At 40.8% G+C, this 26,143-nt stretch carries 27 protein-coding genes; 3 read left to right on the forward strand and 24 right to left on the reverse strand.

Annotation, left to right across the window (positions count from 1 at the left end):
- Window positions 1-89 precede the first annotated feature (89 nt).
- From HMPREF8571_RS08760 to HMPREF8571_RS08775, 4 genes are all read right to left on the reverse strand, one after another.
- Window positions 90-1,256, reverse strand: a complete 1,167-nt coding sequence (locus HMPREF8571_RS08760; protein ID WP_000521340.1) for a MalY/PatB family protein — start codon at window positions 1,254-1,256, stop codon at window positions 90-92.
- Window positions 1,257-1,263: 7 nt separating this feature from the next.
- Window positions 1,264-2,358, reverse strand: coding sequence for a cystathionine gamma-synthase (locus tag HMPREF8571_RS08765; RefSeq protein WP_000031946.1), 1,095 nt, complete (start codon window positions 2,356-2,358; stop codon window positions 1,264-1,266).
- 145 nt (window positions 2,359-2,503) lie between these two features.
- Complete coding sequence (locus HMPREF8571_RS08770; protein WP_000748533.1) at window positions 2,504-4,462, reverse strand: peptide ABC transporter substrate-binding protein; 1,959 nt, start codon at window positions 4,460-4,462, stop codon at window positions 2,504-2,506.
- Window positions 4,463-4,664: 202 nt separating this feature from the next.
- Window positions 4,665-6,287, reverse strand: coding sequence for a putative polysaccharide biosynthesis protein (locus tag HMPREF8571_RS08775; RefSeq protein ID WP_000064196.1), 1,623 nt, complete (start codon window positions 6,285-6,287; stop codon window positions 4,665-4,667).
- Window positions 6,288-6,392: 105 nt separating this feature from the next.
- Between HMPREF8571_RS08775 and HMPREF8571_RS08780 the strand changes: the two genes are divergently transcribed.
- Window positions 6,393-7,838 carry a UDP-N-acetylmuramoyl-L-alanyl-D-glutamate--L-lysine ligase gene (locus HMPREF8571_RS08780; RefSeq protein WP_000590331.1) on the forward strand — a complete coding sequence of 482 codons (1,446 nt, stop codon included), beginning with the start codon at window positions 6,393-6,395 and terminating at the stop codon, window positions 7,836-7,838.
- A 36-nt stretch (window positions 7,839-7,874) separates the two neighbouring features.
- Here the strand turns inward: HMPREF8571_RS08780 and HMPREF8571_RS0101960 are convergent, their stop codons facing one another.
- The 20 genes from HMPREF8571_RS0101960 to HMPREF8571_RS08875 form a co-directional block, all read right to left on the reverse strand.
- Window positions 7,875-8,075, reverse strand: coding sequence for a CsbD family protein (locus HMPREF8571_RS0101960; RefSeq protein WP_000051181.1), 201 nt, complete (start codon window positions 8,073-8,075; stop codon window positions 7,875-7,877).
- A 101-nt stretch (window positions 8,076-8,176) separates the two neighbouring features.
- On the reverse strand, window positions 8,177-8,827 hold the full coding sequence (locus tag HMPREF8571_RS08785) for a DUF1803 domain-containing protein (protein WP_000614494.1): 651 nt from the start codon (window positions 8,825-8,827) through the stop codon (window positions 8,177-8,179).
- A complete protein-coding gene (locus HMPREF8571_RS08790; RefSeq protein ID WP_000892234.1) occupies window positions 8,811-9,323 on the reverse strand; it encodes a YiiX/YebB-like N1pC/P60 family cysteine hydrolase in 513 nt (170 codons plus the stop codon). The genes HMPREF8571_RS08785 and HMPREF8571_RS08790 overlap by 17 nt, the downstream gene beginning before the upstream one ends.
- An 85-nt stretch (window positions 9,324-9,408) precedes the next feature.
- Window positions 9,409-10,344 carry a manganese-dependent inorganic pyrophosphatase gene (locus HMPREF8571_RS08795; RefSeq protein ID WP_000036060.1) on the reverse strand — a complete coding sequence of 312 codons (936 nt, stop codon included), beginning with the start codon at window positions 10,342-10,344 and terminating at the stop codon, window positions 9,409-9,411.
- Window positions 10,345-10,429: 85 nt separating this feature from the next.
- Complete coding sequence (locus HMPREF8571_RS08800) at window positions 10,430-10,714, reverse strand: GIY-YIG nuclease family protein (RefSeq protein WP_000349633.1); 285 nt, start codon at window positions 10,712-10,714, stop codon at window positions 10,430-10,432.
- Window positions 10,704-11,453, reverse strand: coding sequence for a tRNA1(Val) (adenine(37)-N6)-methyltransferase (locus HMPREF8571_RS08805; protein WP_000657023.1), 750 nt, complete (start codon window positions 11,451-11,453; stop codon window positions 10,704-10,706). The genes HMPREF8571_RS08800 and HMPREF8571_RS08805 overlap by 11 nt, the downstream gene beginning before the upstream one ends.
- A 53-nt stretch (window positions 11,454-11,506) precedes the next feature.
- Entirely contained in the window at window positions 11,507-11,866 is a 360-nt protein-coding gene (locus tag HMPREF8571_RS08810) for a S1 RNA-binding domain-containing protein (RefSeq protein ID WP_000689618.1), read from the reverse strand.
- A gap of 1 nt (window position 11,867) precedes the next feature.
- Complete coding sequence (locus HMPREF8571_RS08815) at window positions 11,868-13,268, reverse strand: bifunctional Cof-type HAD-IIB family hydrolase/peptidylprolyl isomerase (RefSeq protein WP_000338985.1); 1,401 nt, start codon at window positions 13,266-13,268, stop codon at window positions 11,868-11,870.
- Window positions 13,269-13,389: 121 nt separating this feature from the next.
- Window positions 13,390-14,493: a glycosyl hydrolase family 8 gene (locus tag HMPREF8571_RS08820; protein WP_000856187.1), complete on the reverse strand. Its 1,104-nt coding sequence runs from the start codon at window positions 14,491-14,493 to the stop codon at window positions 13,390-13,392.
- A gap of 8 nt (window positions 14,494-14,501) precedes the next feature.
- Entirely contained in the window at window positions 14,502-15,812 is a 1,311-nt protein-coding gene (locus tag HMPREF8571_RS08825; protein ID WP_000625363.1) for a glycosyltransferase family 2 protein, read from the reverse strand.
- 142 nt (window positions 15,813-15,954) lie between these two features.
- Complete coding sequence (locus HMPREF8571_RS08830) at window positions 15,955-16,734, reverse strand: hypothetical protein (protein ID WP_000800620.1); 780 nt, start codon at window positions 16,732-16,734, stop codon at window positions 15,955-15,957.
- A 1-nt stretch (window position 16,735) separates the two neighbouring features.
- Entirely contained in the window at window positions 16,736-17,890 is a 1,155-nt protein-coding gene (gene wecB, locus HMPREF8571_RS08835; RefSeq protein ID WP_000734433.1) for a non-hydrolyzing UDP-N-acetylglucosamine 2-epimerase, read from the reverse strand.
- 449 nt (window positions 17,891-18,339) lie between these two features.
- The gene (locus HMPREF8571_RS08840; protein WP_000858584.1) at window positions 18,340-18,849 is read right to left on the reverse strand and encodes a GNAT family N-acetyltransferase; all 510 of its coding nucleotides are present in this window, start codon (window positions 18,847-18,849) and stop codon (window positions 18,340-18,342) included.
- Window positions 18,850-19,261: 412 nt separating this feature from the next.
- Window positions 19,262-19,501 (reverse strand): 30S ribosomal protein S18, encoded by a 240-nt coding sequence (gene rpsR / locus HMPREF8571_RS08845; protein ID WP_000068664.1) that lies wholly within the window; start codon window positions 19,499-19,501, stop codon window positions 19,262-19,264.
- Between the two features lie 31 nt (window positions 19,502-19,532).
- Window positions 19,533-20,003, reverse strand: coding sequence for a single-stranded DNA-binding protein SsbA (ssbA, locus tag HMPREF8571_RS08850; RefSeq protein ID WP_000609596.1), 471 nt, complete (start codon window positions 20,001-20,003; stop codon window positions 19,533-19,535).
- An 11-nt stretch (window positions 20,004-20,014) separates the two neighbouring features.
- The gene (rpsF, locus tag HMPREF8571_RS08855; RefSeq protein ID WP_001151782.1) at window positions 20,015-20,305 is read right to left on the reverse strand and encodes a 30S ribosomal protein S6; all 291 of its coding nucleotides are present in this window, start codon (window positions 20,303-20,305) and stop codon (window positions 20,015-20,017) included.
- Window positions 20,306-20,436: 131 nt separating this feature from the next.
- Window positions 20,437-21,645, reverse strand: a complete 1,209-nt coding sequence (locus HMPREF8571_RS08860; RefSeq protein WP_000476149.1) for an MFS transporter — start codon at window positions 21,643-21,645, stop codon at window positions 20,437-20,439.
- A 131-nt stretch (window positions 21,646-21,776) separates the two neighbouring features.
- Window positions 21,777-23,120: an asparagine--tRNA ligase gene (asnS, locus tag HMPREF8571_RS08865; RefSeq protein WP_000167157.1), complete on the reverse strand. Its 1,344-nt coding sequence runs from the start codon at window positions 23,118-23,120 to the stop codon at window positions 21,777-21,779.
- Between the two features lie 152 nt (window positions 23,121-23,272).
- Window positions 23,273-24,451 (reverse strand): pyridoxal phosphate-dependent aminotransferase, encoded by a 1,179-nt coding sequence (locus tag HMPREF8571_RS08870; RefSeq protein WP_000777441.1) that lies wholly within the window; start codon window positions 24,449-24,451, stop codon window positions 23,273-23,275.
- A 9-nt stretch (window positions 24,452-24,460) separates the two neighbouring features.
- Window positions 24,461-24,937 (reverse strand): DUF5590 domain-containing protein, encoded by a 477-nt coding sequence (locus HMPREF8571_RS08875; protein WP_000813704.1) that lies wholly within the window; start codon window positions 24,935-24,937, stop codon window positions 24,461-24,463.
- Window positions 24,938-25,056: 119 nt separating this feature from the next.
- Here HMPREF8571_RS08875 and HMPREF8571_RS08880 point away from each other — a divergent pair, with 119 nt between their 5' ends.
- Both HMPREF8571_RS08880 and HMPREF8571_RS08885 read left to right on the forward strand, forming a co-directional pair.
- Window positions 25,057-25,503, forward strand: coding sequence for a MarR family winged helix-turn-helix transcriptional regulator (locus HMPREF8571_RS08880; RefSeq protein ID WP_000816323.1), 447 nt, complete (start codon window positions 25,057-25,059; stop codon window positions 25,501-25,503).
- Window positions 25,504-25,593: 90 nt separating this feature from the next.
- Complete coding sequence (locus tag HMPREF8571_RS08885) at window positions 25,594-26,142, forward strand: NADPH-dependent FMN reductase (RefSeq protein ID WP_000039628.1); 549 nt, start codon at window positions 25,594-25,596, stop codon at window positions 26,140-26,142.
- The last annotated feature ends 1 nt before the right edge of the window (window position 26,143 follow it).

Here is a 26,143-nt window from a genome sequence, read left to right on the forward strand (position 1 = left end):
TACCCCTTTATCTTATCTCCTCATTATACCATATTATCCCCTATGAAAATAGCCTTCCAGGAAGACTTTTCTCCTAGAAGGCTCGATTCTTAAAGAGTAGCAAAAGTAGTCACGATGCGTTGGCAAACCTCTTCCAGTACTGACTTCGGCATAGCCACATTGAGGCGGGCATGAAGAGTTCCCTCCTCTCCAAAGTCCAAACCTCGGTTCAAGATAACCTTGGCTTCATTCTTCAAAAGCTCTTGCAAGCGGTCATCCGTTAGGTCATAGGCTGAAAAATCAAGCCAGATCAAGTAGGTACCTTGCGGTTTCATGAGCTTAATCTTGGTTTCGTTGCCCAAAACATCCACTACATAGTTAATGTGATCCTCGATGACTTCCTTTAACTCTCCTAGCCAGTCCTTACCATAACGGTAGGCAGCTTCTGTCGCCAAATAACCCAAGCCTGAGATTTCATGCTGGTTATTGGCCAACTGGCGTTTTTGGAAAGCAACACGAAGCTTGGGATTTTCAATAACTGCATAGGAATTCTTGGTCCCAGCAATATTAAATGTCTTAGTGGCACTACTCAAGATAAGGGCAAAGTCTATAAAAGCAGGATCAATGGTATTAAAAGACTGGTGTTTGTGACCAAAGAGTGCCAAATCTTGGTGAATCTCATCTGAAACCAACAAAACACCATGTTTTTGGCAGAGATGCCCAATCTTTTCTAACACTTCCTTTTCCCAAACACGTCCACCAGGATTGTGGGGATTGCAAAGGATATAAAGCTTCACATCCTCTTCTACCAATTGCTTCTCCAACTGGTCAAAGTCAATCTCAAACAGCCCATCCTTTTCCACCAAAGGATTGGTAATCAATCGGCGATGGTTGAGTTTGACACTGCGGGCAAAAGGTGGATAGACCGGTGTGTTAATCAGAACAGCCTCTCCTTCTTTTGTAAAGGCTTGAATAGCTGTTGAAATAGCCGGTACCACTCCCTCGATAAAGACGAGGGCATCCTTGTCAAAGTGATAGCCGTGTTGACTGGCTTCCCAGTTCTGAACCGACTCAATCAAAGCATCACTAGCATAGGTATAGCCATAGACCAACTGATCTGCGTAGGCTTGTACGGCTTGTCGAACCTCAGGTAAAACCACAAAGTCCATATCTGCTATCCAGGCTGGTAGAACTTCTCGGTCAGCTTCTGCTTCTTTCCATTTATAGGTATGGTGCCCAAAACGATTGGGCAGGCTTGTAAAATCATATTTTCCCATATCTATCTTATCCTTCCAAAGCTTGGCGCAAGTCCGCAATCAAATCTCTAGCATCTTCAATCCCAATTGACAAGCGCAGGAGGTCATCTGTTAAGCCATAGGAATGGCGCACTTCTGCTGGAATATCCGCATGAGTCTGAGTTGTCGGATAGGTAATCAGACTCTCTACCCCACCCAAACTTTCTGCAAATGAGAAGACCTTTAAGCTATTTAAAATATGAGGAATACGCTTTTCATCCACTACTTTAAAGGAAATCATGCCTCCACGTCCAGTATAGAGCACTTCCTTAACTGCAGGTGAATCCTTCAAAAAGGCAACGACTTCTTGGGCATTGGCTGTAGAACGCTCCATACGAAGAGGTAGAGTTTTAAGACCACGAATCAACTGATAACTATCAAATGGTGACAAGACCGCACCAGTCGTATTCAAATTGTAGAACAGTTGCTCATATAGTTCTAAACTATTAGTCACAACTACCCCAGCCAAGACATCATTGTGCCCTGCTAGATACTTGGTGGCTGAATGAAGAACGATATCCGCACCATCTTCAATCGGACGTTGGTAAATCGGACTGTAGAAGGTATTGTCCACTACTACCTTGGCACCCTTGGCATGAGCTAGTTTGGCTAGTTTGGCAATATCAAATTCCAACATCAAGGGATTTGTTGGTGTTTCGATATAGAGAACATCCACATCTTTCTCTAACTCAGCAATCAGCTCTTCTTCTGTATTGGCATAGGTAAAATGGAAACGGCCTTCCTGCTCGACTTGGTTAAACCAACGGAAAGAACCCCCATAAAGATCTCGCACAGCCAAGACTTTACTTCCTACTGGAAAAACACTAAAAGCTAGTACAATCGCAGCCATACCTGAGCTTGTCGCTAGGGCATAGTCTGCTGATTCGATTGCCGCCAAGACCTCCTCCGCCTTACTGCGAGTTGGGTTTTTGGTACGGGTATAGTCAAATCCCGTAGACTGACCGAACTCCGGATGCTGATAAGTGGTTGAAAAATGAAGCGGTGTTACCAAGGCACCTGTAGCCTCATCTGACTTGATCCCAGCCTGGGCCAAAATTGTGTTGATGTGTAGTTCTTTGCTCATACAATACCTCCAAATCTATAGTAACTATTGTACCACTTATTTTTACTAACTCATTTTCTTGTTTTCAAGAGCTAGTTATAGTTTCAAACTATATAAAAACGATAGTTCCTTGAGAAACTATCGTTTTTCCTGTTGAATAGACTGGTTATTTAACGTGTTTTGCCAGTTCTTCTTGGGCTTTTTTATTTGATTCTTCTTTTTCTTTTAGCCATTTTTCTTTAGCTTTTTCATACTCATCAGCCGTTACAGTCTTATCTTGTAACTTGAGATACTTGTATGATTCGACACCCTTATTTCCAGCTTGTGAGAATGGCGATGAGAATGGAACTGTCTTTCTCAAGGTCGGTGTTCCACCCTGAGAAACGTTTGGAATAGCAAGGGCGCTATCAACGAGCCAAGCTTGAATTTCAGCATATTTTTCATAACGTTTTGCTGGTTCTTGCTCCTTGTTCGCTTCTTCTAGCATTTGAGTGTAAGTATCCAGACCAACTGCCTTAGCCTTGTCATTGACCTCACCTGGTTCTAGACCAATGTTTTGCAACATACCGCCGTTATTGACATTTAATATATCAAGATAGCTTGATGGATCCAAGTAGTCCGCACTCCAACCCCCATTATAGATATCAAAGTCTTTTTGAGCTGCAGTTTGAGCTAGGTAAGTAGAGTTGTCAAAGTCATCTGTTGATAGCTGTTGGATATCGATAACCACATTCTCAGCTCCTAGAACAGATTCGATGGATTGTTTCAAAGAACTTGCTTCAAGTACACCTTTTTTAGCTGATTGGTCAACTGATACATCCAAGTGGATTGGAAATTGTACACCCTTAGCTTCCAATTCTTTCTTAGCTTCTGCAAATTTAGCTTTAGCTTTATCAGGATTGTAGTATGGGTCTTGTGCATCTGCAAAATTGATTCCTTGCCATTCTTGGCCATAGTTGACCATCTTTTCTGAAACAACATCGCCAAAGTCTTTTCCGTTGATACTTACAAATGTTGGAGGTACAACCAAGTTACGAATAATCTTTGTTGCTCCTTCTTCCCCTTGAGATTGTGCTCCATAGGCTGTACGGTTATATGCATAGTTGAAGGCTTGACGGAAGTTTTTATTCAAAACTGCTTCTTGGGTTGATTTCTTTTCGATATCTGATGATTTAGACGTGAAGTTATATGATTTTCTATCCAAGTTGAAGTTTATGTAATAAGAAGTTGCATTTTGCATGCTATAGATGATGTTATCCTTGTTCTTCTCTTTAATTCCTTCAAAGCTTGAGCTATTTGGATAGAGACGCGCGTAGCTATAGACTCCTTCTACAAAGTTACGTGCTAGTGCATCTTGGTCACTACCATCATAATAGGACAATTTCACATCATCCACAAAGACATTTTTTTCATCCCAGTAATTTGGATTTTTCTTGAATTCGATCACAGATTTTGAAACAAAAGATTTCATTAAGAAAGGTCCATTGTACAAAATGCTAGAAGGATCTACCTTACCAAAGTCATCCCCTTTTGATTTCAAGAAATCTGCATTGACAGGGAAGAGAATGGTTGAAGTTGTTTTAGAATTCCAATAAGATTCTGGACGAGTCAAAGTGTACTGAACTGTTTGGTCGTCAATCGCCTTAACACCGACAGTTGAAAAGTCAGTTGTTTTCCCGTTGATATAGTCATCCAAACCTGCTACAGAGTCTTGAACAAGGTACAAGGCTTCGGATTTTTTATCAGCAGCATATTTCAAACCTGTCACAAAGTCTTGAGCAGTAACTGGGGCATATTCTTCACCCTCGTACGTATACCACTTAGCGTCCTTACGAAGTTTATAGGTATAGGTCAAACCATCCTGAGAAACGGTCCAGTCCTCCGCTAAAGATGGAACATAGTTTCCATATTGGTCATTTTCCATCAAACCATCAACCAAATTGGTAACAATATCATTGGTTGTTGCACGGTTTTCAGCCAGATAGTTCAAACTAGATGGATCACTAGAGTAAACATAGTTGTATGTTTTAGATGAACTTGCTGAGTTCCCACATGCGCTTAGTAGGATACCTGCGCTTAACACGACACCTGCCAGTGTCAGATACTTGGCCTTAGACTTTTTCATTTCCAGAACCTCCTGTTTAAAAGTTTTGTCTTATTATACAGCTTTAGTTTTATTTAGTCAAGGTTTTTTTGAAGAAAAAGTCAAAAAACATATTTTTTTGCTACTAAATTTAGAAAAAGTTCTACTTTTTTAATATTTTTAACAATAAAACAACCTTTCTTTAATAGAAAGGTTGTAATTATAACTTTTATTTATAAATCATTTACGATATTTTCAATCGTGTCCGTAGTCGATCTGCTTGAGCTTGGCCAATTATCTTGTCCAAGAGTCGTGTCCGTAGACTCATCAAGCCATAAAGACCTCCTCCAAGCCCTCCGATGAGAGCTACATAAAGGAAACTCCAGAGACGTCCACTTGGCTGGAAGACAAAACCGAGTAGCCACTGCAAGAAGCCAACTAGGATAAACATGACAAGGGTCAAGATGGTAATCAAGATAGTTCGCTTCAAGATAATCTTTCGACGAGCACCCGTTACCTGGCAGATATCTCGGTACATCAAGACATTCGGAATGATCAAGCCGATAGTTGTTGAAATCAAAGGACCGTAGCTGTGGAAAATAGCAATGCTTGGAAGTTGCAAGACGATCTTAGCAATGGAACCATAGATAAAGTAAAGAACTGCCTTGCGGTTGCGGAACATGGCCTGAAGCATAGGAGACAAGACCATATACAAGCCTAGGATAGTAGACTGCAAAACTGCAAAGACAAATAATCCCATGGCCAGACTATCTGGCTTACCATAAAAGACTGTGTAGAGCGGTTCCCCTACCATGACAACTCCAACCGTTGCTGGCAGCAAGAATAAGAGGAGCATGGTCATACTATCTTGAACTAGGCGAGCTGCTGCCTGCAAGTCACCTTTTACATAGTTCTCCGTCAAAAGTGGTAAGCCAACACTACCAATGGAAACTCCTACAGAGATTAAAATCATGGTAATTTTATTCGGATTGGCAGAGAAATAAGAAAACATAACAACCAAGTCTTCATTGCTATAGTTGGTAAACCAAGTCATGCTTCTGATAAAAGTCATCTGGTCCAGGATTTGGAAAAGCTGGATGGCTGATCCTGTCAGGATGAAGGGAATGGCTTCCTTGATAGTATCGACTAAGAGTCGCTTGCTATTGATTTTATCCCGTGTTTCAAATACTCTTTTGAGCAAACCTTCTTGGACTAGGAAGTAGATCAAGACTGCAAAACTAGCCACCATCCCCACAAAAGCCGCAAAGGTCGATTGGGTAACGGCTGATAAGTAGTCACCAGAACCCATCTTCATAATGAAGAAGGTTGCCATCAACATCCAGATAACACGGATCACCTGCTCGGCGATTTGACTCATAGCATAGGGTTTGAGGTTATTCATCCCTTGGAAGAAACCTCGGATGACACTCATAGATGGGAAAATCAAGACCGCCCAAGCCAAGCTCTGCATGATGGGAATCAGGTCTTTCCCCACACCTGACAAATCTGCTAACCAGGGAGAAAAGAGATACAAGATCAAGGCAAAGACTAGGCCCAAGCCCGTCATAAAGCTTAGGAAACTCCGAATCAAGGCAAAGCTATGCTCTTCTTCTCGCATGGTATTGTACTTAGCCACTTGTTTGGCGACCGCAACGGGGATACCCGCTGTCGAAATCAGCAAGAACCAGGCGTAAATATTGTAGCCCATGGTAAAGAGACCATTGGCCTTGGCAGCATAGGTCCCCATCCAGATATACCAGGGAATAATGTAGATAGCACCAAGGAGGCGACTAATAAAGTTACTAGCTGTTAGCCAAGCAGTCCCTCGCAACATCTGGGCTTGCTGGTGATTGTTTTCGTTAGACATAGCTTCCTCATTCAATTTTGATAACTAGGAAAAGTTCCTTATCTTCCATTATAAACTTTTCCTTGTTACTTGTAAAATTCAGACTTTCGGTTTACAATAGAAAGTATGATAAAGATTGAAACCGTATTAAATATTTTAAAGAAAAATGGTCTCTTCCGTGAGATTATCAATCAGGGAAGCTACTACTACAATTACAGTGATGTCGATTTTGATAGTATCAGTTACGACAGCCGTAAAGTTAAAGAGCGAAGCCTATTTTTTGTTAAGGGAGCTTCTTTCAAAAAAGAATTCCTCCTCTCCGCTATCTCACAAGGGCTGGATTGGTATATAGCTGAGCAAGACTACGAGGTCGGTATTCCTGCTATTATCGTGAACGACATTAAGAAAGCCATGAGTTTGATTGCCATGGAATTTTATGGTAATCCACAAGAGAAACTCAAAATTCTCGCCTTCACAGGAACCAAGGGGAAGACAACTGCAGCCTATTTTGCCTATAACATCTTGGCTCAACATCATCGCCCTGCTATGTTGTCTACTATGAATACAACATTAGATGGTAAGACCTTCTTTAAGTCTGCACTCACAACTCCTGAAAGTATCGATCTCTTTGATATGATGGCTCAAGCTGTTCATAACGGAAGAACCCATCTCATCATGGAAGTCTCCAGTCAAGCATACTTGGTTAAGCGAGTCTACGGCCTCACTTTCGATGTAGGAGTGTTTCTCAATATCAGTCCTGACCATATCGGTCCGATTGAGCATCCTAGTTTTGAAGACTACTTCTACCACAAGCGTCTCTTGATGGAAAATAGCCGAGCAGTTGTCATTAACAGCGACATGGACCACTTTTCTGTCTTGAAAGAGCAAGTTGAAGATCAAGAACATGACTTCTATGGTAACCAGTCAAGTAACCAAATCGAGAACTCCAAAGCCTTTGGCTTCTCAGCTACAGGAAAACTCGCTGGCGATTATGATATCCAACTCATCGGTCACTTTAATCAAGAAAATGCAGTCGCTGCTGGACTTGCCTGCCTTCGTCTAGGTGCTAGTCTAGAGGACATCCAAAAAGGAATCGCTGCAACCCGAGTTCCTGGACGTATGGAAGTCCTCACACAGAAAAATGGTGCTAAAGTCTTCATCGACTATGCCCACAACGGGGACAGTCTGAAAAAACTCATCAATGTAGTTGAAACTCATCAGACTGGAAAAATCGCTCTGGTTCTCGGTTCGACTGGAAACAAGGGGGAGAGTCGTCGCAAAGACTTTGGTCTCCTCCTCAATCAACATCCTGAGATTCAAGTCTTTCTCACAGCTGATGACCCCAACTATGAAGATCCTATGGCGATTGCAGAGGAAATCAGTAGCTATATCAGCCATCCTGTTGAAAAGATTGCCGATCGCGAACAAGCCATCCAAGCGGCAATGGCCATCACTGACCAAGAACTCGATGCCGTGATTATTGCGGGTAAGGGTGCTGATCGCTACCAAATCGTCAATGGAGTGAAAGAATCCTACCCTGGTGACGCAGCTGTCGCAGAACGTTACCTATAAAATCAAAAAATCAAGGGAAGTTTTCCCTTGATTTTTTTAGTCTTCTTTCTTAAATGAGTTTTTAAGACCTTCAACGGCACCTTCTACAGCACCTTTAGCATCTTCAACAACTTCTTTTGCTTTGGCAACTGTTTTTTCTACAGCACCTTCTGCTTCTGTTTTGCTATCGGCAGTAACTTTACCAAATCCTTCTTTGATAGCACCAGTTGCTTGTTCCAATTTATTTTCAAGTGACATAGCTCTGTCTCCTTTTGTTTTAATACGATAATGGTTATCGCTTACATTAAGTTTATGCTTATTCTTTAGTAAAGTCAAACAATCTGCTCAAAAGCAAATAATTAAGTCAAATAGAAAGTCAACCGTTCCTTGTCAAAATCAACTGCCAACTCATACTTTCCTTCTTCGTTTTGAACAATATAACCCAAGACGACTAAACTCTCAACGAAGATATCACGCCGTTTCTGAATTAATTGATCTTTTTTGAGAAATTTCAGTAAAAAAGTCGTCATATATTTGAGAGCATACTCAGGATTGACATCTCCCAAAATGGCATAGAGTTCCTGCTGTTTTTCTGTTAAAGGATATTGATTCTTGACCTTATAGAAATAATTAGACAGGGTCATCTTTTCTCTAGCAAAATCCGTAGATTCGACTAAAATAGCTGCATTGGTTTGATTGCGCAATTCTGTCTCAAAAGTCTTCTCTAGCAAGGCTTGATAGACTGGACTGTCCTCTCTGATAAAAATTTCTTGGTCAAGGGCTAAATCATCCGTAGATTCTAAAAAAGGGAGATTGAGAAAATAGCGTTTGTTTTCCCTTCGGATCAAGCCTACCTTAATATACTCTTCCATGAGTTTATCAACTGCCACATCTGGAAACTGAGCCTTGATTTCCCGGAGGATTACATCATCATGCTGGTCCAGATAGTCCACCAAATCTATAAAAAGTGGCTGTCGCGTCAAACGTGATGGATTAAAAATCTGAATCATGAAGATTCCTTTCTTTACATTCTAAAAGAGGAGATGCTGCCAACTGACTGGGATTGGTCCCCGGCTGGTTCAGAGGCACAGGAAGTTCGAGTTTCCTGTAGTATTCTCTCCAAAAATCACTAATCTCCTGCTCCCCATCCCCAAATTTCATGGGAATAGTTTCAAAAATCGGTAGGATTTCAGCGATGTACTGGGAGCAGTAAAAGCCAGACCCATCTGGATAAAACGAGGCATTATAGGGTGCACCCAAATGTTTGCTAGCTCTCTCCTTTACCAAGTCAGCTTCCAGCTCTGGATAGACATAAAGATCGTAGAGATGAGTTGGTTCAAAAAATTCAGCCGGTTCTTGACAAATGACACCAGCTTGCCCACTAGCATGGTAAATGAAACCGTCCAAAAAGATGGCTACATGACTATAGTTCCCAGTAGAAGTCTGGATGGCCTGCCCCATATCTGAAAGGTCCTTCACAAAAATCAAGTCACCATTTTCTAACATCTTTCTCTCCTAGAAAAAAAGGAGCCGAAACCCCTTTAGCTATAAGGAAACTAACGTTTCCTCATTTCAATTATCACTCAGACTATTAACCATTAAAGCTTTCTGTCAACTGAGGCACCACTTGTTTCTTACGTGAAACGGCACCTGGAAGGAAAGCATGGTTGTTTTCAAGTTTGAAGTTGAAGGCTGCTTCTACCTTGTCCATGTTTGATCCAAGAGCTAAAATTTCTGAGTTTGAGTTGACGATGTCTGTAATCATCAAGACAAAGTCAGAGTAGCCATTTGCTGTATTGGCCGCTTGCATTGCTGCTTCAATTTCTGCTTGACGTTCTAAGACTTCAGCGATATCAACTGTGTTTACTTGGGCTACACGAACCTTGTTTCCGTTGAGTTCAAAGGTCTTAGCATCGATGTCAATCAATTCTTCAGCAGATTTACTAGCCAAGTTTGTACCAGCTTTCAGCATAGCGAGACCGTACTCTTCCAAGTTGACACCAGCCAATTCAGCCAATTCAGGAGCAATGACTTTATCAGATGGGTGAGTTGTTGGTGATTTCAAAAGAAGGGTATCTGAAATCAAACCAGACAGCATCAAACCTGCAATTTCTTTAGGAACTGCTACACCGTGTTCTTTGAACATGCGGTAAACGATTGAAGACGCAGATCCAACTGGTTCCAAGCGCATGTAGAGTGGGCTTGCAGTTTCAAAGTTAGCTACACGGTGGTGGTCTACAACACCGTAAACTTCTACTTCAGCGATATCTGAAACAGATTGTTGGAATTCATTGTGGTCTGTTAAGATAACTTGCTCTGCACCTTCTGATTTAGCAGATGTGATGACGCGTGGTGCTTCTACACCAAAATAGTTCAAAACGAAGGCTGTTTCTTCATTAGGAGTTCCAAGTGCTACTGCTTCTGTGTCCAATCCATAAGCTTCTTTTGCAAGATAAGCAAAGGCTACAGATGACCCGATGGCATCTGAGTCTGGATTTTGGTGACCAAATACTAGAATCTTAGACATGATAATACCTCTTTAAATTTATTCATCTTATTTTAGCACTTTTTTCCTCTTTTGACAAAAGTAAGAGGAGTCAAAGGACTCCTCATTAGACATCAATATCGTTAACTAGATTTTTTTCTTGATTTTCGGATAAAAATCGTTCTTTCTGTGGACGTTTCTTTCGTTTGAGGAGAGCTTCGGCAGACATGGCTTCTTCTTTGCTGGTAAAACCCTCTACATAGATGAGTTTGACTGGCAAGCGAGCTCGGGTATACTTGGCTCCCTTACCACTATTATGAACGGCAAGGCGCCTCTTCACATCCGTTGTATAGCCTGTATAGTAAGAACCGTCACGGCACTCCACCACATACATATAGGCCTTATGATCCATAGTAAATCTCTTGAATTTCTGGCGTATAGGAGCCATCGTCATTGTGAACAATGAGCGGTGGCAAGACCTTGAAGCCACTAATAGACCCATCTTTGATAGCTTCGATTAAAAGCATATTGGCTTCCTTTTCTCGTTTAGGATAGACAAATTGCAGGCGCTTGGGTGCTAAATTGTGGCGTTGAAGCATATCTAGAATATCCAAAAGTCGATCTGGACGATGAACCATGGCCAAACGGCCATTAGACTTGAGAATACTCTGAGCACTTCGGCAGATTTCTTCTAGGTTAGTAGTAATTTCGTGTCTGGCCAGAAGGTAGTGTTCACTCTCGTTCAGATTGGAATGCGGATCCACCTTAAAATAAGGCGGATTACACAAAATCATGTCCACCTTACTTCCCTGAACGCGAGCAGGCATATTTTTCAAATCATCGCAAATAACCTGCATCTGCTCTTCCAAGCCATTCAACCGAACCGAACGCTCTGCCATATCCGCCAAGCGCTCCTGAATCTCCACAGAGAGAATTTTTGCCTTGGTACGACTACTTGCAAAAAGTCCAACTGCACCATTGCCAGCACAAAAGTCCACAATTAAGCCATTTTTAGGAAAGCGAGGAAAGCGTGACAAGAGAACACTATCCACCGAATAGCTAAACACTTCTCTATTTTGAATGATCTTGATATCTGTCGAAAAGAGCTGGTTGATTCGCTCTCCTGATTTTAATAATTGTTCTTCTTTCATACTTTCATTATATCAAATTATGTTAACATCACAAATGATTTAGATAATTGTATTTACGGCTTCTTTTTTAAATGCTCTAATGCTTCACGCGTCCAAACAGGCATCATTCGAGCAAGTGGCGCAAAACCATGCTTGATACGATCATTTGAAAAACGTCTCCGTCTTGGCAATTGATGTTTTTCTTCCTCCAAAGTACGGATAGAAAGACTGGCTTTCCCAGTGTATTCGTCAAAATCCACCACCTGTACTTGAACCTCATCACCAATTTTTAAAATATCATAGATATTCTCAATAAATCCCGTTCGGATTTCCGAGATGTGAATCAGCCCTGTCACCCCTGTCTCTAACTCGACAAAGGCACCATAGGGCTGAATTCCTGTAATACGCCCAGTTAGCTTATCACCAATTTTCATTCTAGTCCTCAATTTCAATCGTTTCAATTACCACATCTTCAACTGGCTTGTCCATTGCACCAGTCTCAACAGCTGCAATGGTATCTAAGACAGCAAAAGATGCTGCATCTACCAATTGCCCAAAAACAGTATGGCGGCGGTCAAGGTGAGGAGTTCCACCTTGCTCTGCATAAATCTCAGCGATTGGTTCTGGCCAACCACCACGCGCAATCTCTTTCTTAGAGTATGGCAAGTGTTGGTTTTGCACGATAAAGAACTGACTCCCATTTGTATTTGGACCAGCATTGGCCATAGAAAGAGCGCCACGAACATTATAGAGTTCTTCTGAAAATTCATCTTCAAACGCTTGACCATAAATTGACTCTCCGCCCATACCAGTACCAGTTGGGTCTCCACCTTGAATCATAAAGTCCTTGATAATACGGTGGAAAATCACACCATCATAGTAACCGTCTTTTGAAAGCGCAACAAAGTTTGCTACTGTTTTGGGAGCTTGTTCAGGGAAGAGCTTGATACGCAAGTCTCCGTAATTTGTCTTAATGGTCGCGAGAGGACCTTCTACTGTTTCAATGTCTACTTGTGGGAAATGCAATTCTTTTTCTACCATACCAAATCCTTCTAAGGCATCAAAAATGCCATCTTCTTCTACTGTTTTTGTAATATAATCTGCTTTTTCTTTGATTTTTTCATGGGAAACTCCCATGGCAATGCTAATTCCTGCATAATCAAAGAGTTCCAAGTCATTGAGACCGTCTCCAAAGACCATGACATTCTCTGGTTTCAAGCCTAAATGCTCCACCACCTTGGCTACACCTGTGGCTTTTGAACCTGAAATAGGCACGATATCAGATGAATGTTCATGCCAACGCACCATGCGAAGTTTACCAGAGAGACTATCTGGTAACCGCAAGTCGTCCCCTTTCTCCTCAAAGGTCCACATCTGATAAATCTCTACTTTTTCATGAAAACCTGGATCCACATCCAAGTTTGGATAAATCGGATCAATTGCCTCACTGATCAGTTCTGTTCGAGTGGAGAGTTTGGCGTCATGACTGCCAACCAAGCCGTACTCAATCCCCTCTTGTTTTGTCCAAGAAATGTATTCTTCCACATCTTCTTTAGCAATCTGATGCTGATAAATGATTTGACCTTTTTTATCTTCTATATAGGCCCCATTCAGGGTTACAAAAAAATCCGGCTTGAGGTCTCGAATCTCTGGAACAACACCGAAAATACCTCGCCCAGAGGCAATACCTGTTAAAATCCCTTTCTCTCGCAACTGCTTAAAAACAGTGGGAATTGTCGCCGGAATAAAGCCCGTCTTTGACGTACGCAAGGTATCATCGATATCAAAAAAGACGATTTTAATCTTCTTTGCCTTGTATTTTAATTTTGCATCCATCTCTCTACCTCTTTTCCATCACTCTTTCCATTATACCATAAACCTTAGGAAATTCCTTTTTTGAAAAAAGATGAAAACCTATCAAAAAGAGAGCCAGTTGAACTAGCCCTCTCTTTTCATCCTAGAACATCTCTAGAGCAATCATGGTAATCATCGTTGCATCATAGTAGCTCTCTAAAGGTAAATCTTGTGTGAAAATGTATTTATTTTGCTGAAGAAGTTTCAGATAGCCTTCTCCCTTGTCAGATGCATAGGTAATCGGGGCCAAAAAACTACCTGCCTGGTATTGGTTGAGGGCCGCTCCGTTCAAGTCATAGCCAGCATAAATGCGCTGCTCTTTCATAAAGAAATTCATCATCTTTTGAACGAGTTTTTGGCTTCTTTCATCCTGGCTCTGTGACAAGTGATAAGGCAAACGACAAGCATTATAAGAATAAGCTCCATCGTATTGAGATTCGATAGTGTTGGCATCAACAAGACGCGCCCCTGACTTCTCAGCCCAGATAAAGTCTGGCAAGAGACCGGTATCAGAATGAGAACTGATTTGCTCCAATTGCCCAAGCATCTTATCCTTAACATCTAACCACTGTTTGTTTCCAGTCAGGTCATAGAAAGACTGGAAATAGTGAGGTAGGGTATCAGACGTTCGCATCAAGTAATAGTAATCGGAATCCTTGTTGGCCCAGTTCCCTACTGTCAGAACACCTGTCTCTTCGTTGTAATTGTATTGAAGGATATCAGCCAAGATTTTTTTAGCTTGCTCTTGGTATTCTTGTGCTTTATCTGGCCACTGTTTGGCAGCTTCAATTAAAGAATAAGCGATATAGAGATCACCATCAGTTGCATTTTGTTTCTCGATCGTTTCGCTATCATTTTTGATCACTTGCTTCCAAGACATCAACTGCGTTCCCTCGATACGATGATTTTGGTAATAACGATAAAGACTCTCAAAATCTGCTTGACTTGCTTGCCCTTTTTGGGCAGCTAAAACTGTTATGAGCATGCCGTAACTTTGAGCTTCTGATAGAACTGTTGTCTCCTCAGAATCATTCGTCGTACGGACATAGGACTGATTTCCCTTAGTCACAAGAAACTGTTGGCTCCATTGGCGGTAAATACGATTGCGCATCTCGACTTTACTCCTTCCTCTTGCCAAAAACAAGGTTAAACAAAAGATAGAAAGGATGAGCACAAACCATACATATTTTAATTTATTCGTTTTCATAAATCCTCCTATCCTGCAAATCGCTTGGTTTTAACCCACTTGGTTTCTTTTCGTTTGAGTACTTTGTCCAGCACGATTGAAGAAATGGAATCAATGGATACAACGATAAACATCTGTGCGTAAGAGAAATAGGCTGCCAAGGCTAACCAGATTTGTTTTGTCGTCGCTTGTCCAAACTGACTTGCTAATGCTGTCATAATTTGCATCAAATAGAGACCAATCATGAGAATCCAGTTGAAAAGCATGAGCTGGGCAATGTAGATATTGTCCGCATCAAAAGCGAACGGAATCCTGATATCTGGGAAGAATAGGTTAAGACAGATGGCTAGCACATTCGCAAGGAAAATCAAATCTGATAAAACAATGGCAAAGTTAAACCAAAAGAAAACACACGAATAGTTAAAAACTTCTAATTTAACACGCCAGTTTGCTCTGCCAAATAAATGCTTAAAGTTTGATAGAACAACTTCGTAGTTTCCTTTCGCCCAACGTTTACGTTGCATATAGTAACTCTTTAAAGTCTCAGGTTCTTGTTGGAAAGCCTCTGAATTATAGGCAAGGGCGATCAATTTACCACTCTGCATGATTTTGAAAGAAATATCGGTATCCTCAGTCAGGGCACCATTTTTCCAACCACCGATACTCTTTACAAAGTCGGTTTGAATGATAAAGTTGGTTCCTGGGATACGACCAATTTTAAAGAGATGCCACATCCCAACATGGTGCACCCGCTGGGTAACAACGATTTCTTGGTTGATACAACGTGTCAAGAAATTTTGATTGGCATTTCGAGTCTTGTTTCGACCGAAAGATGCCACATGACGTTCTGGATCCTTCATCACTTCTTTGACAAGGAAATATAGGGCATTTTTTTCGGGCATGGCATCCGCATCATAGACACAGATGTATTCACCTGTTGCCATCTCCAAAGCATCGTTTAGAACTCCTGCTTTTCCTCCCGTACCAGTACGGTCGATAATAGTCAGATTTCTTCCTGCATATTCAGGCATGGCTTGTACAGACAAACACTCTGCATAGGTATTGTCCGAACAGTTATCCGCAAACAGGAGTAACTCCACACGATCGTGAGGATAATTCATGTCCAGAATAGCTTTTGCCGTTTGAGCAATAACCACATCCTCATTATGGGCAGGTACAACAATGGTAACCTTAGGATAATAAGGTAGTGGCGAAGTATCTACACGAAAATCACTGTGCTTAAACCAAAAGTGTACTGCTGAAAAGAGAATTACCAAACCCCAAGCCAGAGAAATCCAAATAGTAAGCAGAGTAAAAATCATTAAGATTTGACTAATCATGATTCACCGCCTTAAAATTTTTATTCACTCGATGGTAAAGTACATTGTAAGCAGTAAATAGTATGACAAAACAAATGCCAAAAAAGAGACTGAGTCCCAAAGCAATACCAAAAAATAGTTCGGTCAAAGTCATGTTTTCCTCCTAATATTCTACAATTACATCCGTCTCGAGTTGACGCTTTAAATGACTAGCAACATCTGAGTAGTCTTTATATTTACTTCTATGCTCAGAGTTAATCATCAGGTAACCTGTTTGGAATTGAATTCCTTGGTTTCCATCTTCTCCATGAAAAACTAAACTGCTTAGTTTCTCCTGCAAACCATTCAAATAAAGTTGCTTCAAAGAATCTTGACTACTATTAGATAAAACAAGAAAATTCCCATCTGAAACGTAATAGAGTTTATCGTTGTAACTCAATTCCTGAGAAATTACCTCTTGAATGCGACTGAGCATCAGATTATGTTCTTTAGGTTTAATCTGGAAAAACAAATCTTCATGGGACCAATGAACTAATAAGGACTGTACCATCACATCACTTTGTTCAGTTACCATAGCTTGGTAATCTACTCGAGCTTCGTCTTCCTGTTCTTGGACCTTTGAGGCCACCTTGAAGAAATAATAACGAACCTTAAGTAGAATCCCAATCAAAAGAGGAAAACTGATTAATAAGAAGATCAGTTGAATGATTGGGATATAAACCACACCCGCAACCAAAACGATAAGTCCAAAACCAAATGCTAAGATAAGGGTCCAAGTAAGCAAAAGGTCAGATAATACCAACACTGCAAACAAGGCTAAAGCTAAAAACAAGATTTGTTCTAAAATGATTGCTCGAGCATACAAAAAACAAAGCACCAAAAGAATGACCTCACAAGCAAGCAAAGCCATAAGCCAGTTTTTAAATTGACTCCAATTTTTCATATTATCTTATTTCTCCCTCTTTGAATTCAGATACAGAAGTCGCTGCCCCAAAGTACTGTCGAATGGATTGTACGATTCGTTCAGAGGCTCTGCGATCTCCATAAGGATTTGGTGCCTGAGACATTTGTCTATAAAGAGTTTCATCTGTTAAGAGTGCCGCCATTGCTTCTTTCACACGTACTGGATCCGTACCAACTAGCTTCAATGTACCTGCTCTTACTCCTTCTGGACGTTCCGTTGTGTCACGAAGGACAAGGACAGGTTTGCCGAGGGAAGGTGCCTCTTCTTGGACACCACCTGAGTCGGTCATAATAAAATAACTTTTAGACGCCAAATTATGAAAATCAAGTACATCTAAAGGTTCAATCAAGTGAATGCGGTCATGACCAGCTAGAATATCCTTTGCTGCTTCTTGCACAGCAGGGCTAAGGTGGACAGGATAAACAACTTCAATTTCCTGATGAAGATCGACCATTTCACGTAAAGCTGCAAAGACATTTCTCATTGGTTGACCTTGATTCTCACGACGGTGCATAGTTACTAAAACAAGCTTTTTGGAAGGATCCAATTGATCTAGAACTTCATGATGGTAGTCTGATTGAACAGTGAGTTTCAATGCATCGATAGCCGTATTTCCCGTAATAACAATCGCAGACTCAGGATGATTTTCCTTGAGGAGATTATCTCTACTCTCACTAGTTGGAGCAAAATAAAGATCAGCAAGATTGTCAGTCATCTGGCGATTCATTTCTTCTGGGAAAGGAGAATACTTATCAAATGTTCTCAATCCAGCTTCAACATGCCCGATTCGAACCTGATTGTAAAAACCTACTAAACTGGCTACAAAGGTCGTTGTAGTATCACCATGAACAAGAATGATATCTGCAAGTTCTTGCTTAACAACTGGATCAAACTTTTCTAAAATTTTTCCAGTAATATCTAAAAGGGATTGATTTTTCCCCATAATATCTAAATCATAGTTAGGCTGAATTCGAAATGTTTCAAGAACTTGATCTAGCATTTGACGATGTTGAGCTGTCACAACTGTGATCGTCTCAATGCTGTCACTATGTTTTTGTAATTCTAACACTAAAGGGGCCATTTTAATAGCTTCTGGTCGTGTTCCAAAAACAACCATCACTTTCAGTTTTTTCATTATGGTATCCTTTTACTATCATAAAATTTGATACGTGATATTAATTTGACTATCGAATTATTCAAAAATCAATTAATTTGAATATCCTTAATTATTTTACCGTCAATTAATTTATATGTCAAATTTTTTCCAAAGTATAGTCTTGCATTTAATTTAATTTTAACAAACTGTAATCTTTTTGTAACAATATAGTTTACACTGTGTAAATATTTTTGTTTACGGGGTTTTTAAAGGTTTTTTTAAGCTTTCTTTGAAAACAACCTTTATTTCTAAAGGAATGAATTATATATTTTTTTTAATATTTATTTTTATTTTGATATTTCAAACAATTATATTTTACCATTTTGAAGAATAGAGCAATTAATGTGAAACAAATAATCCCTCTTTCAGATGAAAAAGGGATTGTGAGTGTTTACTATATTTTAAACTTAAACCTTATAAAATCTGTCTTAAAACAAATTTTTCGACAGATACAAGACCAATTCTCCGATATCTTCACAAACCGCATTCATTTCCAAGGGCTGATTTCGATACCAAACGCCTGAACCATCTGGAATATAGTCTCGTTTGATGTACAATCTCTGAGCAGGTCCATAGCCTGAGTGCAAACCTACACCCAACGTCACTTTGTCTGAAAAAAGCTTAACTCGATTTTCTGACTCTTCCATCAAGAAGTTTCCAATACCTTGATTTTGAAAGGGCTCAAAGACATTGAAATCTGAAAGTTCTGGACCCATTCCAGCAAAGGGGCCCTGCTTCGCATCGGGTAAAATAGTAATGTAGCCCGCTACAGCACTAGTAAGGTCAGCAATTAACACTTCCCTCTCTCCACTTTCCTGCTCCTTGAAGTATCGAGTTAAAATCTCCTCTCTACCTGGCCAACCTTGGCTGATAAATCCTCGAGATAGATCTTTAATGTCTGATTCTTGCATTTTTCTAATTGAACATGTCGTCTTCATAAGTTGCTCCTTTAAAGCTTTCTCCTACCATTATAGCACGATAATAAAGATTAAAAGAAAAAACCTAGTAAGACAAAAGAATCTTACTAGGTCAACAGGGAATCCTTTCTAACAAAGTCCTATAAAAATCTGAAAAAGAGGGTCCACCCAGACCGAACTCGCCTTCTCATTTCAAAGCTCGTGAAAAAAAGACCTGTTGGGGTCTTAATTTGCTTTCTTATTTTCAAGCTCATGAAAAAGAGGCCCCCCGGACCTCAACTCGCTCTCTCATTTCCATGCTCGTGAAAAAAAGACCCGTTGGGGTCTTGACTCGCTTTCTTATTTTCGAGCTCATGAAAAAGAGGTCCACTGGACCTCAACTTGCTCTCTCATTTCAAGGCTCGTGAAAAAAAGACCCGTAAGGGTCTTTTCTTTAATCTTCGTTTACGAAAGGCATCAAAGCCATTACGCGAGCGCGTTTGATAGCTGTTGTTACTTTACGTTGGTTTTTAGCTGAAGTTCCTGTTACACGACGAGGAAGGATTTTCCCACGTTCTGAAACGAAACGGCTAAGAAGCTCAGTATCTTTGTAATCAACATATTCAATTTTGTTTGCTGCGATGTAATCAACTTTTTTACGGCGTTTGAATCCGCCACGACGTTGTTGAGCCATGTTTTTTCTCCTTTATAGTATTAATTGTCCATTAGAATGGTAAATCATCATCTGAAATGTCCAATGGATTTGTTGCTCCAAATGGATTTTCAGAACGTGAAAAGTCTGGTACTGGGTTTGCAGGTGCTGATTGACCAGCAGTTGGTGCAGAATAAGCCCCACCTGTATGTCCTTCACGCACTCCGCGGCTTTCCAACATTTGGAAATTCTCAGCCACGACTTCTGTTACGTAGACACGTTGTCCTTGCTGGTTATCGTAACTACGAGTCTGGATACGACCTGTGATCCCGATAAGAGAGCCTTTTTTAGCCCAGTTAGCAAGATTTTCAGCCTGTTGGCGCCACATAACGACATTGATAAAATCAGCCTCACGTTCGCCATTTTGACTCTTGAATGTACGGTTTACTGCAAGAGTAAAAGTCGCAACTGCTACATTTGATGGGGTATAACGCAACTCAGCGTCACGTGTCATACGCCCTACAAGTACAACATTGTTAATCATAATTTACCTTCTTACGCGTCAAGTTTGACGATCATGTGACGAAGAATGTCAGCGTTGATTTTTGAAAGACGGTCAAACTCTTTAAGAGCTGCGTCGTCGTTTGCTTCAACGTTAACGATGTGGTAAAGTCCTTCACGGAAATCTTGGATTTCGTATGCAAGACGACGTTTTTCCCATGATTTTGATTCAACAACAGTTGCACCGTTGTCAGTCAAGATAGAGTCAAAACGTGCTACCAAAGCGTTTTTCGCTTCTTCTTCAATGTTTGGACGAATGATATAAAGAATTTCGTATTTAGCCATTGATATGTTCCTCCTTTTGGTCTAATGACCCCAAGACTTTGCAAGGGGTAAGTGAGGTTTGCTCACAATTAACTATTATACTAGAAATACTAGTGGATAGCAAGAAAAAAAGATAAAAATGAAAAATAACTTTATTGCTTAGAAATAACATTCTCTTTCAGTTCTACAGCTCTGGCCATCTCTTTCAAAATGAAAAATAGTGAAAAGCCGACTATTACTAAAAAGAATCCTAAGTAAAGGAAGGCTTCAACAAAACCTAGAGCATCAATCAGCCAACCCGTTAGAGGAAAAATAACAATCATACTCAGGCTGAACATCATGGAGTAGACACTTAGCATGGTTGCACGTACCTCACTTGGGAGTCGCTTTTGTAAATCGTTGTCAAAAATCGGTTGAAAGAGAGCATATAAGGCGTTACTAATCAAATAAATCAAAATATAAATCAGCGGCGTACCAAAGTAGGAAAGTAAGTAGGTCACTCCCGTTAAGAGTACAAGAATTGGAAAGAGCTTTAAGGCTGCATACTTCTTTCCAATCTTACTCGCTAGATAAATTGCCCAGATATTCAAAACACTGCCGATTAACATGACCATCGAAATCTGCCAACCTTCTAAGTCCGGCAGTTGATTTTGATAGTAAAAATAAAACATGCACATCACTGTCCCAATGATTTGGGACAGAATCATCCAACCAAAAAGACTGGGATTTCTCTGCAGCTCCACTTTGACAGTCAACATAATCTTTTTCATGGTCAGACGCTCAGATTTTTGCGCTTTAACACTAGGCTCTTTTAGCATCCAAGTTAAGAATAGGACGATTATAGAAGTGGCAATCATGATATAGTAGGTCAAGTGCAATTGACCATGGACAAAAAATCCCGCTAAAACGGTCCCCATAGACCGAGTTCCTTCTGCTACTCCTGACATAAAACTTGAGATAGACAAGTAGCGCTCTTTTAATCCAGCCTCCACGGCCGAATCATAAACCATAGCTGCACTCGTCCCCGAATCAAAATTATAAGACAAGGCACTCACCACCATTGCGAGTGCATAAAACCAAAAATTACCTTGCCCTAGTAACATGAGAATAGACGACGCAATCCCAGCAATCCGACTTAAATATAGATTGGTTCTATAGGAATAGCGGTCAGCTAACATTCCAGATGGAATTTCACAAATGACACTGGTGGCATGAAAAATACTTTCCAATAAGCCAATCTGCCAAAGTGACATCCCATTTTGACTGAGAAATAAAATCCAAAAGCTGGTAATGCCTAGAAAGGCAAAAAATTCCACACCAGCCATGAGACCGATATTCTTCCGATAACTTGGTTTAAACATCATTTCTCCTTTAACAAGTGTATATATCTTTGTGTCTGTCACTTGTTAATCCTAACTTTACATGTTCCTCACCTCTTCCTTCAAGTATGATAGTGTTTTGAAAAAACGCCTATTATGGCGTTTTAGTCTTCTTATGGTTTGATACGGTGCAACATACGTGGGAATGGAATCGCTTCTCGGATGTGTTTTGTACCAGCTGCGAAAGTTACCATACGCTCGATCCCGATACCAAATCCACCGTGTGGTACAGTACCGTATTTACGAAGATCAAGGTAGAATTCGTATTCTGTACGATCCATACCAAGTTCTTCCATCTTAGCGACAAGGGCATCGTAGTCTTCCTCACGCATAGAACCACCGATGATTTCTCCGTAACCTTCTGGTGCAAGCAAGTCTGCACAAAGCACGCGCTCTGGATTTCCAGGGACTGGTTTCATGTAGAAGGCCTTGATAGCTGCTGGATAGTTGATAACGAAAGTTGGCACACCAAAGTAGTTTGAAATCCAAGTTTCATGCGGTGAACCGAAGTCATCTCCATGTTCCAAATGCTCGTAGTCGGCATCGGCATCATTTTCATGCTCTTGCAAGAGGTCAATAGCTTGATCGTAAGTGATACGTTTGAATGGTTCTGCAATGTAGCGTTTCAAAAGCTCTGTATCACGTTCCAAGGTTTCCAAGGCTTGAGGAGCACGGTCAAGAACACCTTGAAGAAGGGCTTTAACATATGCTTCTTGCAAGTCAAGTGACTCATCATGTGTCAAGTAAGAGTACTCCGCATCCATCATCCAGAACTCAGTCAAGTGACGGCGTGTTTTTGATTTCTCCGCACGGAATACTGGTCCAAAGTCAAAGACACGACCAAGGGCCATAGCACCTGCTTCAAGGTAAAGCTGCCCTGATTGGCTCAAGTAGGCTGGTGTCCCAAAGTAGTCTGTTTCAAAGAGTTCGGTTGAATCTTCAGCCGCATTTCCTGAAAGGATTGGGCTATCAAACTTCATGAAGCCGTTCTTGTCAAAAAACTCATAGGTTGCATAGATGATAGCGTTACGGATTTGCATGACCGCTACTTGCTTACGAGAACGGAGCCACAAGTGACGGTTGTCCATCAAGAAGTCTGTTCCGTGTTCTTTTGGTGTGATTGGATAATCTTGAGATTCACCGATGACTTCGATATCTGTGATATCGAGCTCATAACCAAACTTAGAACGTTCGTCTTCTTTGACAATTCCTGTCACATAAACAGAAGTTTCTTGGCTCAAGCGTTTGATGACATCAAACTTCTCAAGTCCCACTTCTTCACCAAATTTTTCTACAAAGTTTGGTTTAAAGGCTACACCTTGGAAGAAGGCTGTTCCATCACGCAATTGCAAGAAGGCAATTTTCCCTTTTCCTGATTTGTTGGCAACCCAGGCTCCAATGGTCACTTCTTGACCAACGTAGTCTTTTACATCGATAATTGTTACACGTTTTGTCATAATCTATCTTCCTTTTTTCGTTTAACTTGTCCGAAGACGTCATTACTCACTATTTTACCATAAATAGACTGCGATAGCTAGGTTCGACTAGAGAAAAATCGCGAGATTTTCGATACAAAAAATCTTCGTCAAAATGACGAAGATTCTAAGTTTTATTTTTCCATAAATTGATGCAAACGGCGAATGGCTTCTTTCAAGGTGTCCAAGTCAGTTGCATAACTGAGACGAACATTTTCTGGCGCCCCAAATCCTGCTCCTGTAATCAAGGCCAGACCGACTTCCTCAAGAATAGCTGTTGTAAAGTCCGTCACATCGGTATAGCCCTTCATCTCCATCGCTTTTTTTACATTTGGGAAAAGATAGAAAGCTCCTTGGGGCTTGACTACTTCAAATCCTGGCACTTGGCACAAAAGAGGATAGATGGTATTCAACCGTTCCTCAAATGCTTGGCGCATGGTTTCGACAGAGTCTTGTGGTCCAGTTAGGGCTTCAATGGTAGCATATTGTGATACAGCAGTTAGGTTTGAGGTTGTTTGTCCTGTCAATTTGCTCATAGCAGCGATAATTTCAGGATTTCCTACAGCATAACCTACCCGCCAACCGGTCATGGCATAGGCCTTAGATACACCGTTGATCACGATGGTTTGCTTGCGAATCGCTTCTGACAGACTAGAAATTGGAACAAATTCATTTCCATTATAAACTAGGCGACCATAGATATCATCTGCTAGGATGAGGACATCATGTTCAACCGCCCAATTTCCGATAGCCATCAATTCCTCACGAGTGTAAATCATACCGGTCGGATTCGATGGCGAATTGAGAACCAAGACCTTGGTCTTATCTGTTCGGGCCGCTTCTAGCTGCTCGACCGTTACTTTAAAGTGATTGTCTTCCTTGGCTTGGACAAAGACCGGCACACCTTCTGCCATCTTGACTTGGTCCCCATAACTGACCCAGTATGGTGTAGGGATAATGACCTCATCACCTGGATTGACCACAGCCATAAAAAAGGTATAGAGAGAAAACTTGGCACCAGTGGCAAAGGTAACCTCGTTAGCCGCTACGGAATACCCATAGTAGCGTTCAAAATAGGTATTAACCGCCGCTTTTAACTCTGGTAGGCCTGAAGCAACTGTATAGAAGGAAGCGCGTCCATCTCGAATCGCTTCTATCGCTGCATCCTGAATATTTTCAGGAGTATGAAAATCAGGCTGTCCCAAGGTTAAGAAAAGAACATCTTTTCCCTGAGCTTTTAATGCCTTGGCTCTTGCATCACTGGCTAGAGTAACGCTTTCTTCCATTTCTAGTACACGTTTGGATAGTTTCATATGTCCTCCTTATTGGATTACTGCTCCAGTTTCAAAGTCGATCAGATAGTACTGGTTTCCTGACTTAACTTCCCAAATCGGCTTGTCCTGATAGCGACCAAAGGTGACTTTGTCAATGTCGCTAGCTCCTTTTTCCCTCGAAATCGTCGCTGCCTTGTCTTGAGAAATCCCCTTATCTAGCTGATAGACATAAATTTTATGGTCATTCTTTTCAATCAGTACGGCAATGGCCTCTTGCTTTTTATTATGTCCTAAAACGCTGTAATAACCTTCTAGTCCATTATAAAAATCAACCTGATCTGCCTGTTCCAATTCTGCATACTGCTTGGCTAGTTTTTCTCCTTCAACCCTAGCATCTTGATAGGGTTTCATGCTGAGTGATATCAGATAAAGGAAGGAAGTCGTCATGACTAGCAGTACCAGAGAAATACCGATTCCATACTGTAAAAGTAGCTTGTTTTTTGCTTTTTTCTGTCTTTGTTTCACTCGTCTATTTTACCATCTCTCTTCCTTTATTACAAGTGAATATAGGAACTTTCTGAGATAATTTCCCTATGAAATCCATGCCTATTGTATTTCTATTTATTTATTGATAGAATACCCTTATGAAACAATATTTGAAAAAGAAAATTTCCGATAATCAACTAGACTTAAAAACGGCTATCGTTATCAATAAAGCCATACGAACTTTTAAACCTTATGAAACCAAGGCTGCCAAAGAACACGGACTAACCCCTACTCAATTTTCCGTTCTGGAAACTCTCTATAGCAAGGGAGAACTGCGCATTCAGGATTTGATTGAAAAAATGTTGGCCACTTCTGGAAACATGACTGTTGTTATTCGAAATATGGTTCGAGATGGGTGGATTTCTAAAACTTGTGACCCAAAAGATCGTCGTTCTTTTTTCCTGAAACTAACACCTGCAGGACGTAGAAAAATCGAAGAGGTTCTTCCTGACCATATAGATTCTATCGTAGAAGCACTCAGCATCTTGGAAGATAGCGAAAAGGAAGACTTAATCCACATTTTAAAAAAATTTAAAAATTTGTGAGCAAAATTATTGCTAATTAGTTTTTTTGTTGTAACATAAATGGTAACAAAAGGGTTCGCTCTTTGAATTTTAAACTAAAGGAGACACAACATGTCTAAAAAAGTATTATTTATCGTCGGTTCACTTCGCCAAGGTTCTTTCAACCACCAAATGGCCCTCGAAGCTGAAAAAGCACTTGCTGGAAAAGCGGAAGTTAGCTATCTTGATTATTCAGCTGTTCCTCTCTTCAGCCAAGATTTGGAAGTTCCAACCCATCCAGCTGTAGCTGCTGCTCGTGAAGCAGTCCTTGCTGCGGATGCCATCTGGATCTTCTCTCCAGTCTACAACTTCTCTATCCCTGGAACAGTGAAAAACTTGCTTGACTGGCTCTCTCGCGCCATTGACTTGTCTGATACACGTGGTGCTTCTGCCCTCCAAGACAAGTTTGTTACTGTCTCATCTGTAGCCAATGCCGGTCACGATCAACTCTTTGCGATTTACAAAGACCTCTTGCCATTTATCCGTACACAAGTCGTTGGTGACTTTACAGCTGCTCGCGTCAATGACTCTGCTTGGGCTGACGGAAAATTGGTGTTAGAAGAAGCAACTGCTTCATCACTTGAAAAACAAGCTGACGACCTACTTGCAGCCATCAACTAAT

This window comes from Streptococcus mitis ATCC 6249 (assembly GCF_000146585.1).
In the GTDB taxonomy this organism is placed as follows: Bacteria; Bacillota; Bacilli; order Lactobacillales; family Streptococcaceae; genus Streptococcus; species Streptococcus mitis_AZ.

Excerpts from the sequence above, each read along its gene's own strand:
- HMPREF8571_RS08860 (WP_000476149.1), bottom strand. The coding sequence starts at position 21,645 with ATGTTTAAACCAAGTTATCGGAAGAATATCGGTCTCATGGCTGGTGTG.
- HMPREF8571_RS08880 (WP_000816323.1), top strand. The coding sequence starts at position 25,057 with ATGAAACAATATTTGAAAAAGAAAATTTCCGATAATCAACTAGACTTA.
- HMPREF8571_RS08765 (WP_000031946.1), bottom strand. The coding sequence starts at position 2,358 with ATGAGCAAAGAACTACACATCAACACAATTTTGGCCCAGGCTGGGATC.
- HMPREF8571_RS08785 (WP_000614494.1), bottom strand. The coding sequence starts at position 8,827 with ATGATTCAGATTTTTAATCCATCACGTTTGACGCGACAGCCACTTTTT.
- HMPREF8571_RS08885 (WP_000039628.1), top strand. The coding sequence starts at position 25,594 with ATGTCTAAAAAAGTATTATTTATCGTCGGTTCACTTCGCCAAGGTTCT.
- HMPREF8571_RS08820 (WP_000856187.1), bottom strand. The coding sequence starts at position 14,493 with ATGAAAACGAATAAATTAAAATATGTATGGTTTGTGCTCATCCTTTCT.
- HMPREF8571_RS0101960 (WP_000051181.1), bottom strand. The coding sequence starts at position 8,075 with ATGTCACTTGAAAATAAATTGGAACAAGCAACTGGTGCTATCAAAGAA.
- HMPREF8571_RS08830 (WP_000800620.1), bottom strand. The coding sequence starts at position 16,734 with ATGAAAAATTGGAGTCAATTTAAAAACTGGCTTATGGCTTTGCTTGCT.
- HMPREF8571_RS08780 (WP_000590331.1), top strand. The coding sequence starts at position 6,393 with ATGATAAAGATTGAAACCGTATTAAATATTTTAAAGAAAAATGGTCTC.
- rpsF (WP_001151782.1), bottom strand. The coding sequence starts at position 20,305 with ATGGCTAAATACGAAATTCTTTATATCATTCGTCCAAACATTGAAGAA.
- rpsR (WP_000068664.1), bottom strand. The coding sequence starts at position 19,501 with ATGGCTCAACAACGTCGTGGCGGATTCAAACGCCGTAAAAAAGTTGAT.
- HMPREF8571_RS08770 (WP_000748533.1), bottom strand. The coding sequence starts at position 4,462 with ATGAAAAAGTCTAAGGCCAAGTATCTGACACTGGCAGGTGTCGTGTTA.
- HMPREF8571_RS08805 (WP_000657023.1), bottom strand. The coding sequence starts at position 11,453 with ATGAAAGAAGAACAATTATTAAAATCAGGAGAGCGAATCAACCAGCTC.
- HMPREF8571_RS08800 (WP_000349633.1), bottom strand. The coding sequence starts at position 10,714 with ATGGATCATAAGGCCTATATGTATGTGGTGGAGTGCCGTGACGGTTCT.
- HMPREF8571_RS08810 (WP_000689618.1), bottom strand. The coding sequence starts at position 11,866 with ATGAAAATTGGTGATAAGCTAACTGGGCGTATTACAGGAATTCAGCCC.
- HMPREF8571_RS08840 (WP_000858584.1), bottom strand. The coding sequence starts at position 18,849 with ATGAAGACGACATGTTCAATTAGAAAAATGCAAGAATCAGACATTAAA.
- HMPREF8571_RS08790 (WP_000892234.1), bottom strand. The coding sequence starts at position 9,323 with ATGTTAGAAAATGGTGACTTGATTTTTGTGAAGGACCTTTCAGATATG.
- ssbA (WP_000609596.1), bottom strand. The coding sequence starts at position 20,003 with ATGATTAACAATGTTGTACTTGTAGGGCGTATGACACGTGACGCTGAG.
- HMPREF8571_RS08760 (WP_000521340.1), bottom strand. The coding sequence starts at position 1,256 with ATGGGAAAATATGATTTTACAAGCCTGCCCAATCGTTTTGGGCACCAT.
- HMPREF8571_RS08870 (WP_000777441.1), bottom strand. The coding sequence starts at position 24,451 with ATGAAACTATCCAAACGTGTACTAGAAATGGAAGAAAGCGTTACTCTA.
- asnS (WP_000167157.1), bottom strand. The coding sequence starts at position 23,120 with ATGACAAAACGTGTAACAATTATCGATGTAAAAGACTACGTTGGTCAA.
- wecB (WP_000734433.1), bottom strand. The coding sequence starts at position 17,890 with ATGAAAAAACTGAAAGTGATGGTTGTTTTTGGAACACGACCAGAAGCT.
- HMPREF8571_RS08815 (WP_000338985.1), bottom strand. The coding sequence starts at position 13,268 with ATGGATGCAAAATTAAAATACAAGGCAAAGAAGATTAAAATCGTCTTT.
- HMPREF8571_RS08825 (WP_000625363.1), bottom strand. The coding sequence starts at position 15,812 with ATGATTAGTCAAATCTTAATGATTTTTACTCTGCTTACTATTTGGATT.
- HMPREF8571_RS08795 (WP_000036060.1), bottom strand. The coding sequence starts at position 10,344 with ATGTCTAAGATTCTAGTATTTGGTCACCAAAATCCAGACTCAGATGCC.
- HMPREF8571_RS08775 (WP_000064196.1), bottom strand. The coding sequence starts at position 6,287 with ATGTCTAACGAAAACAATCACCAGCAAGCCCAGATGTTGCGAGGGACT.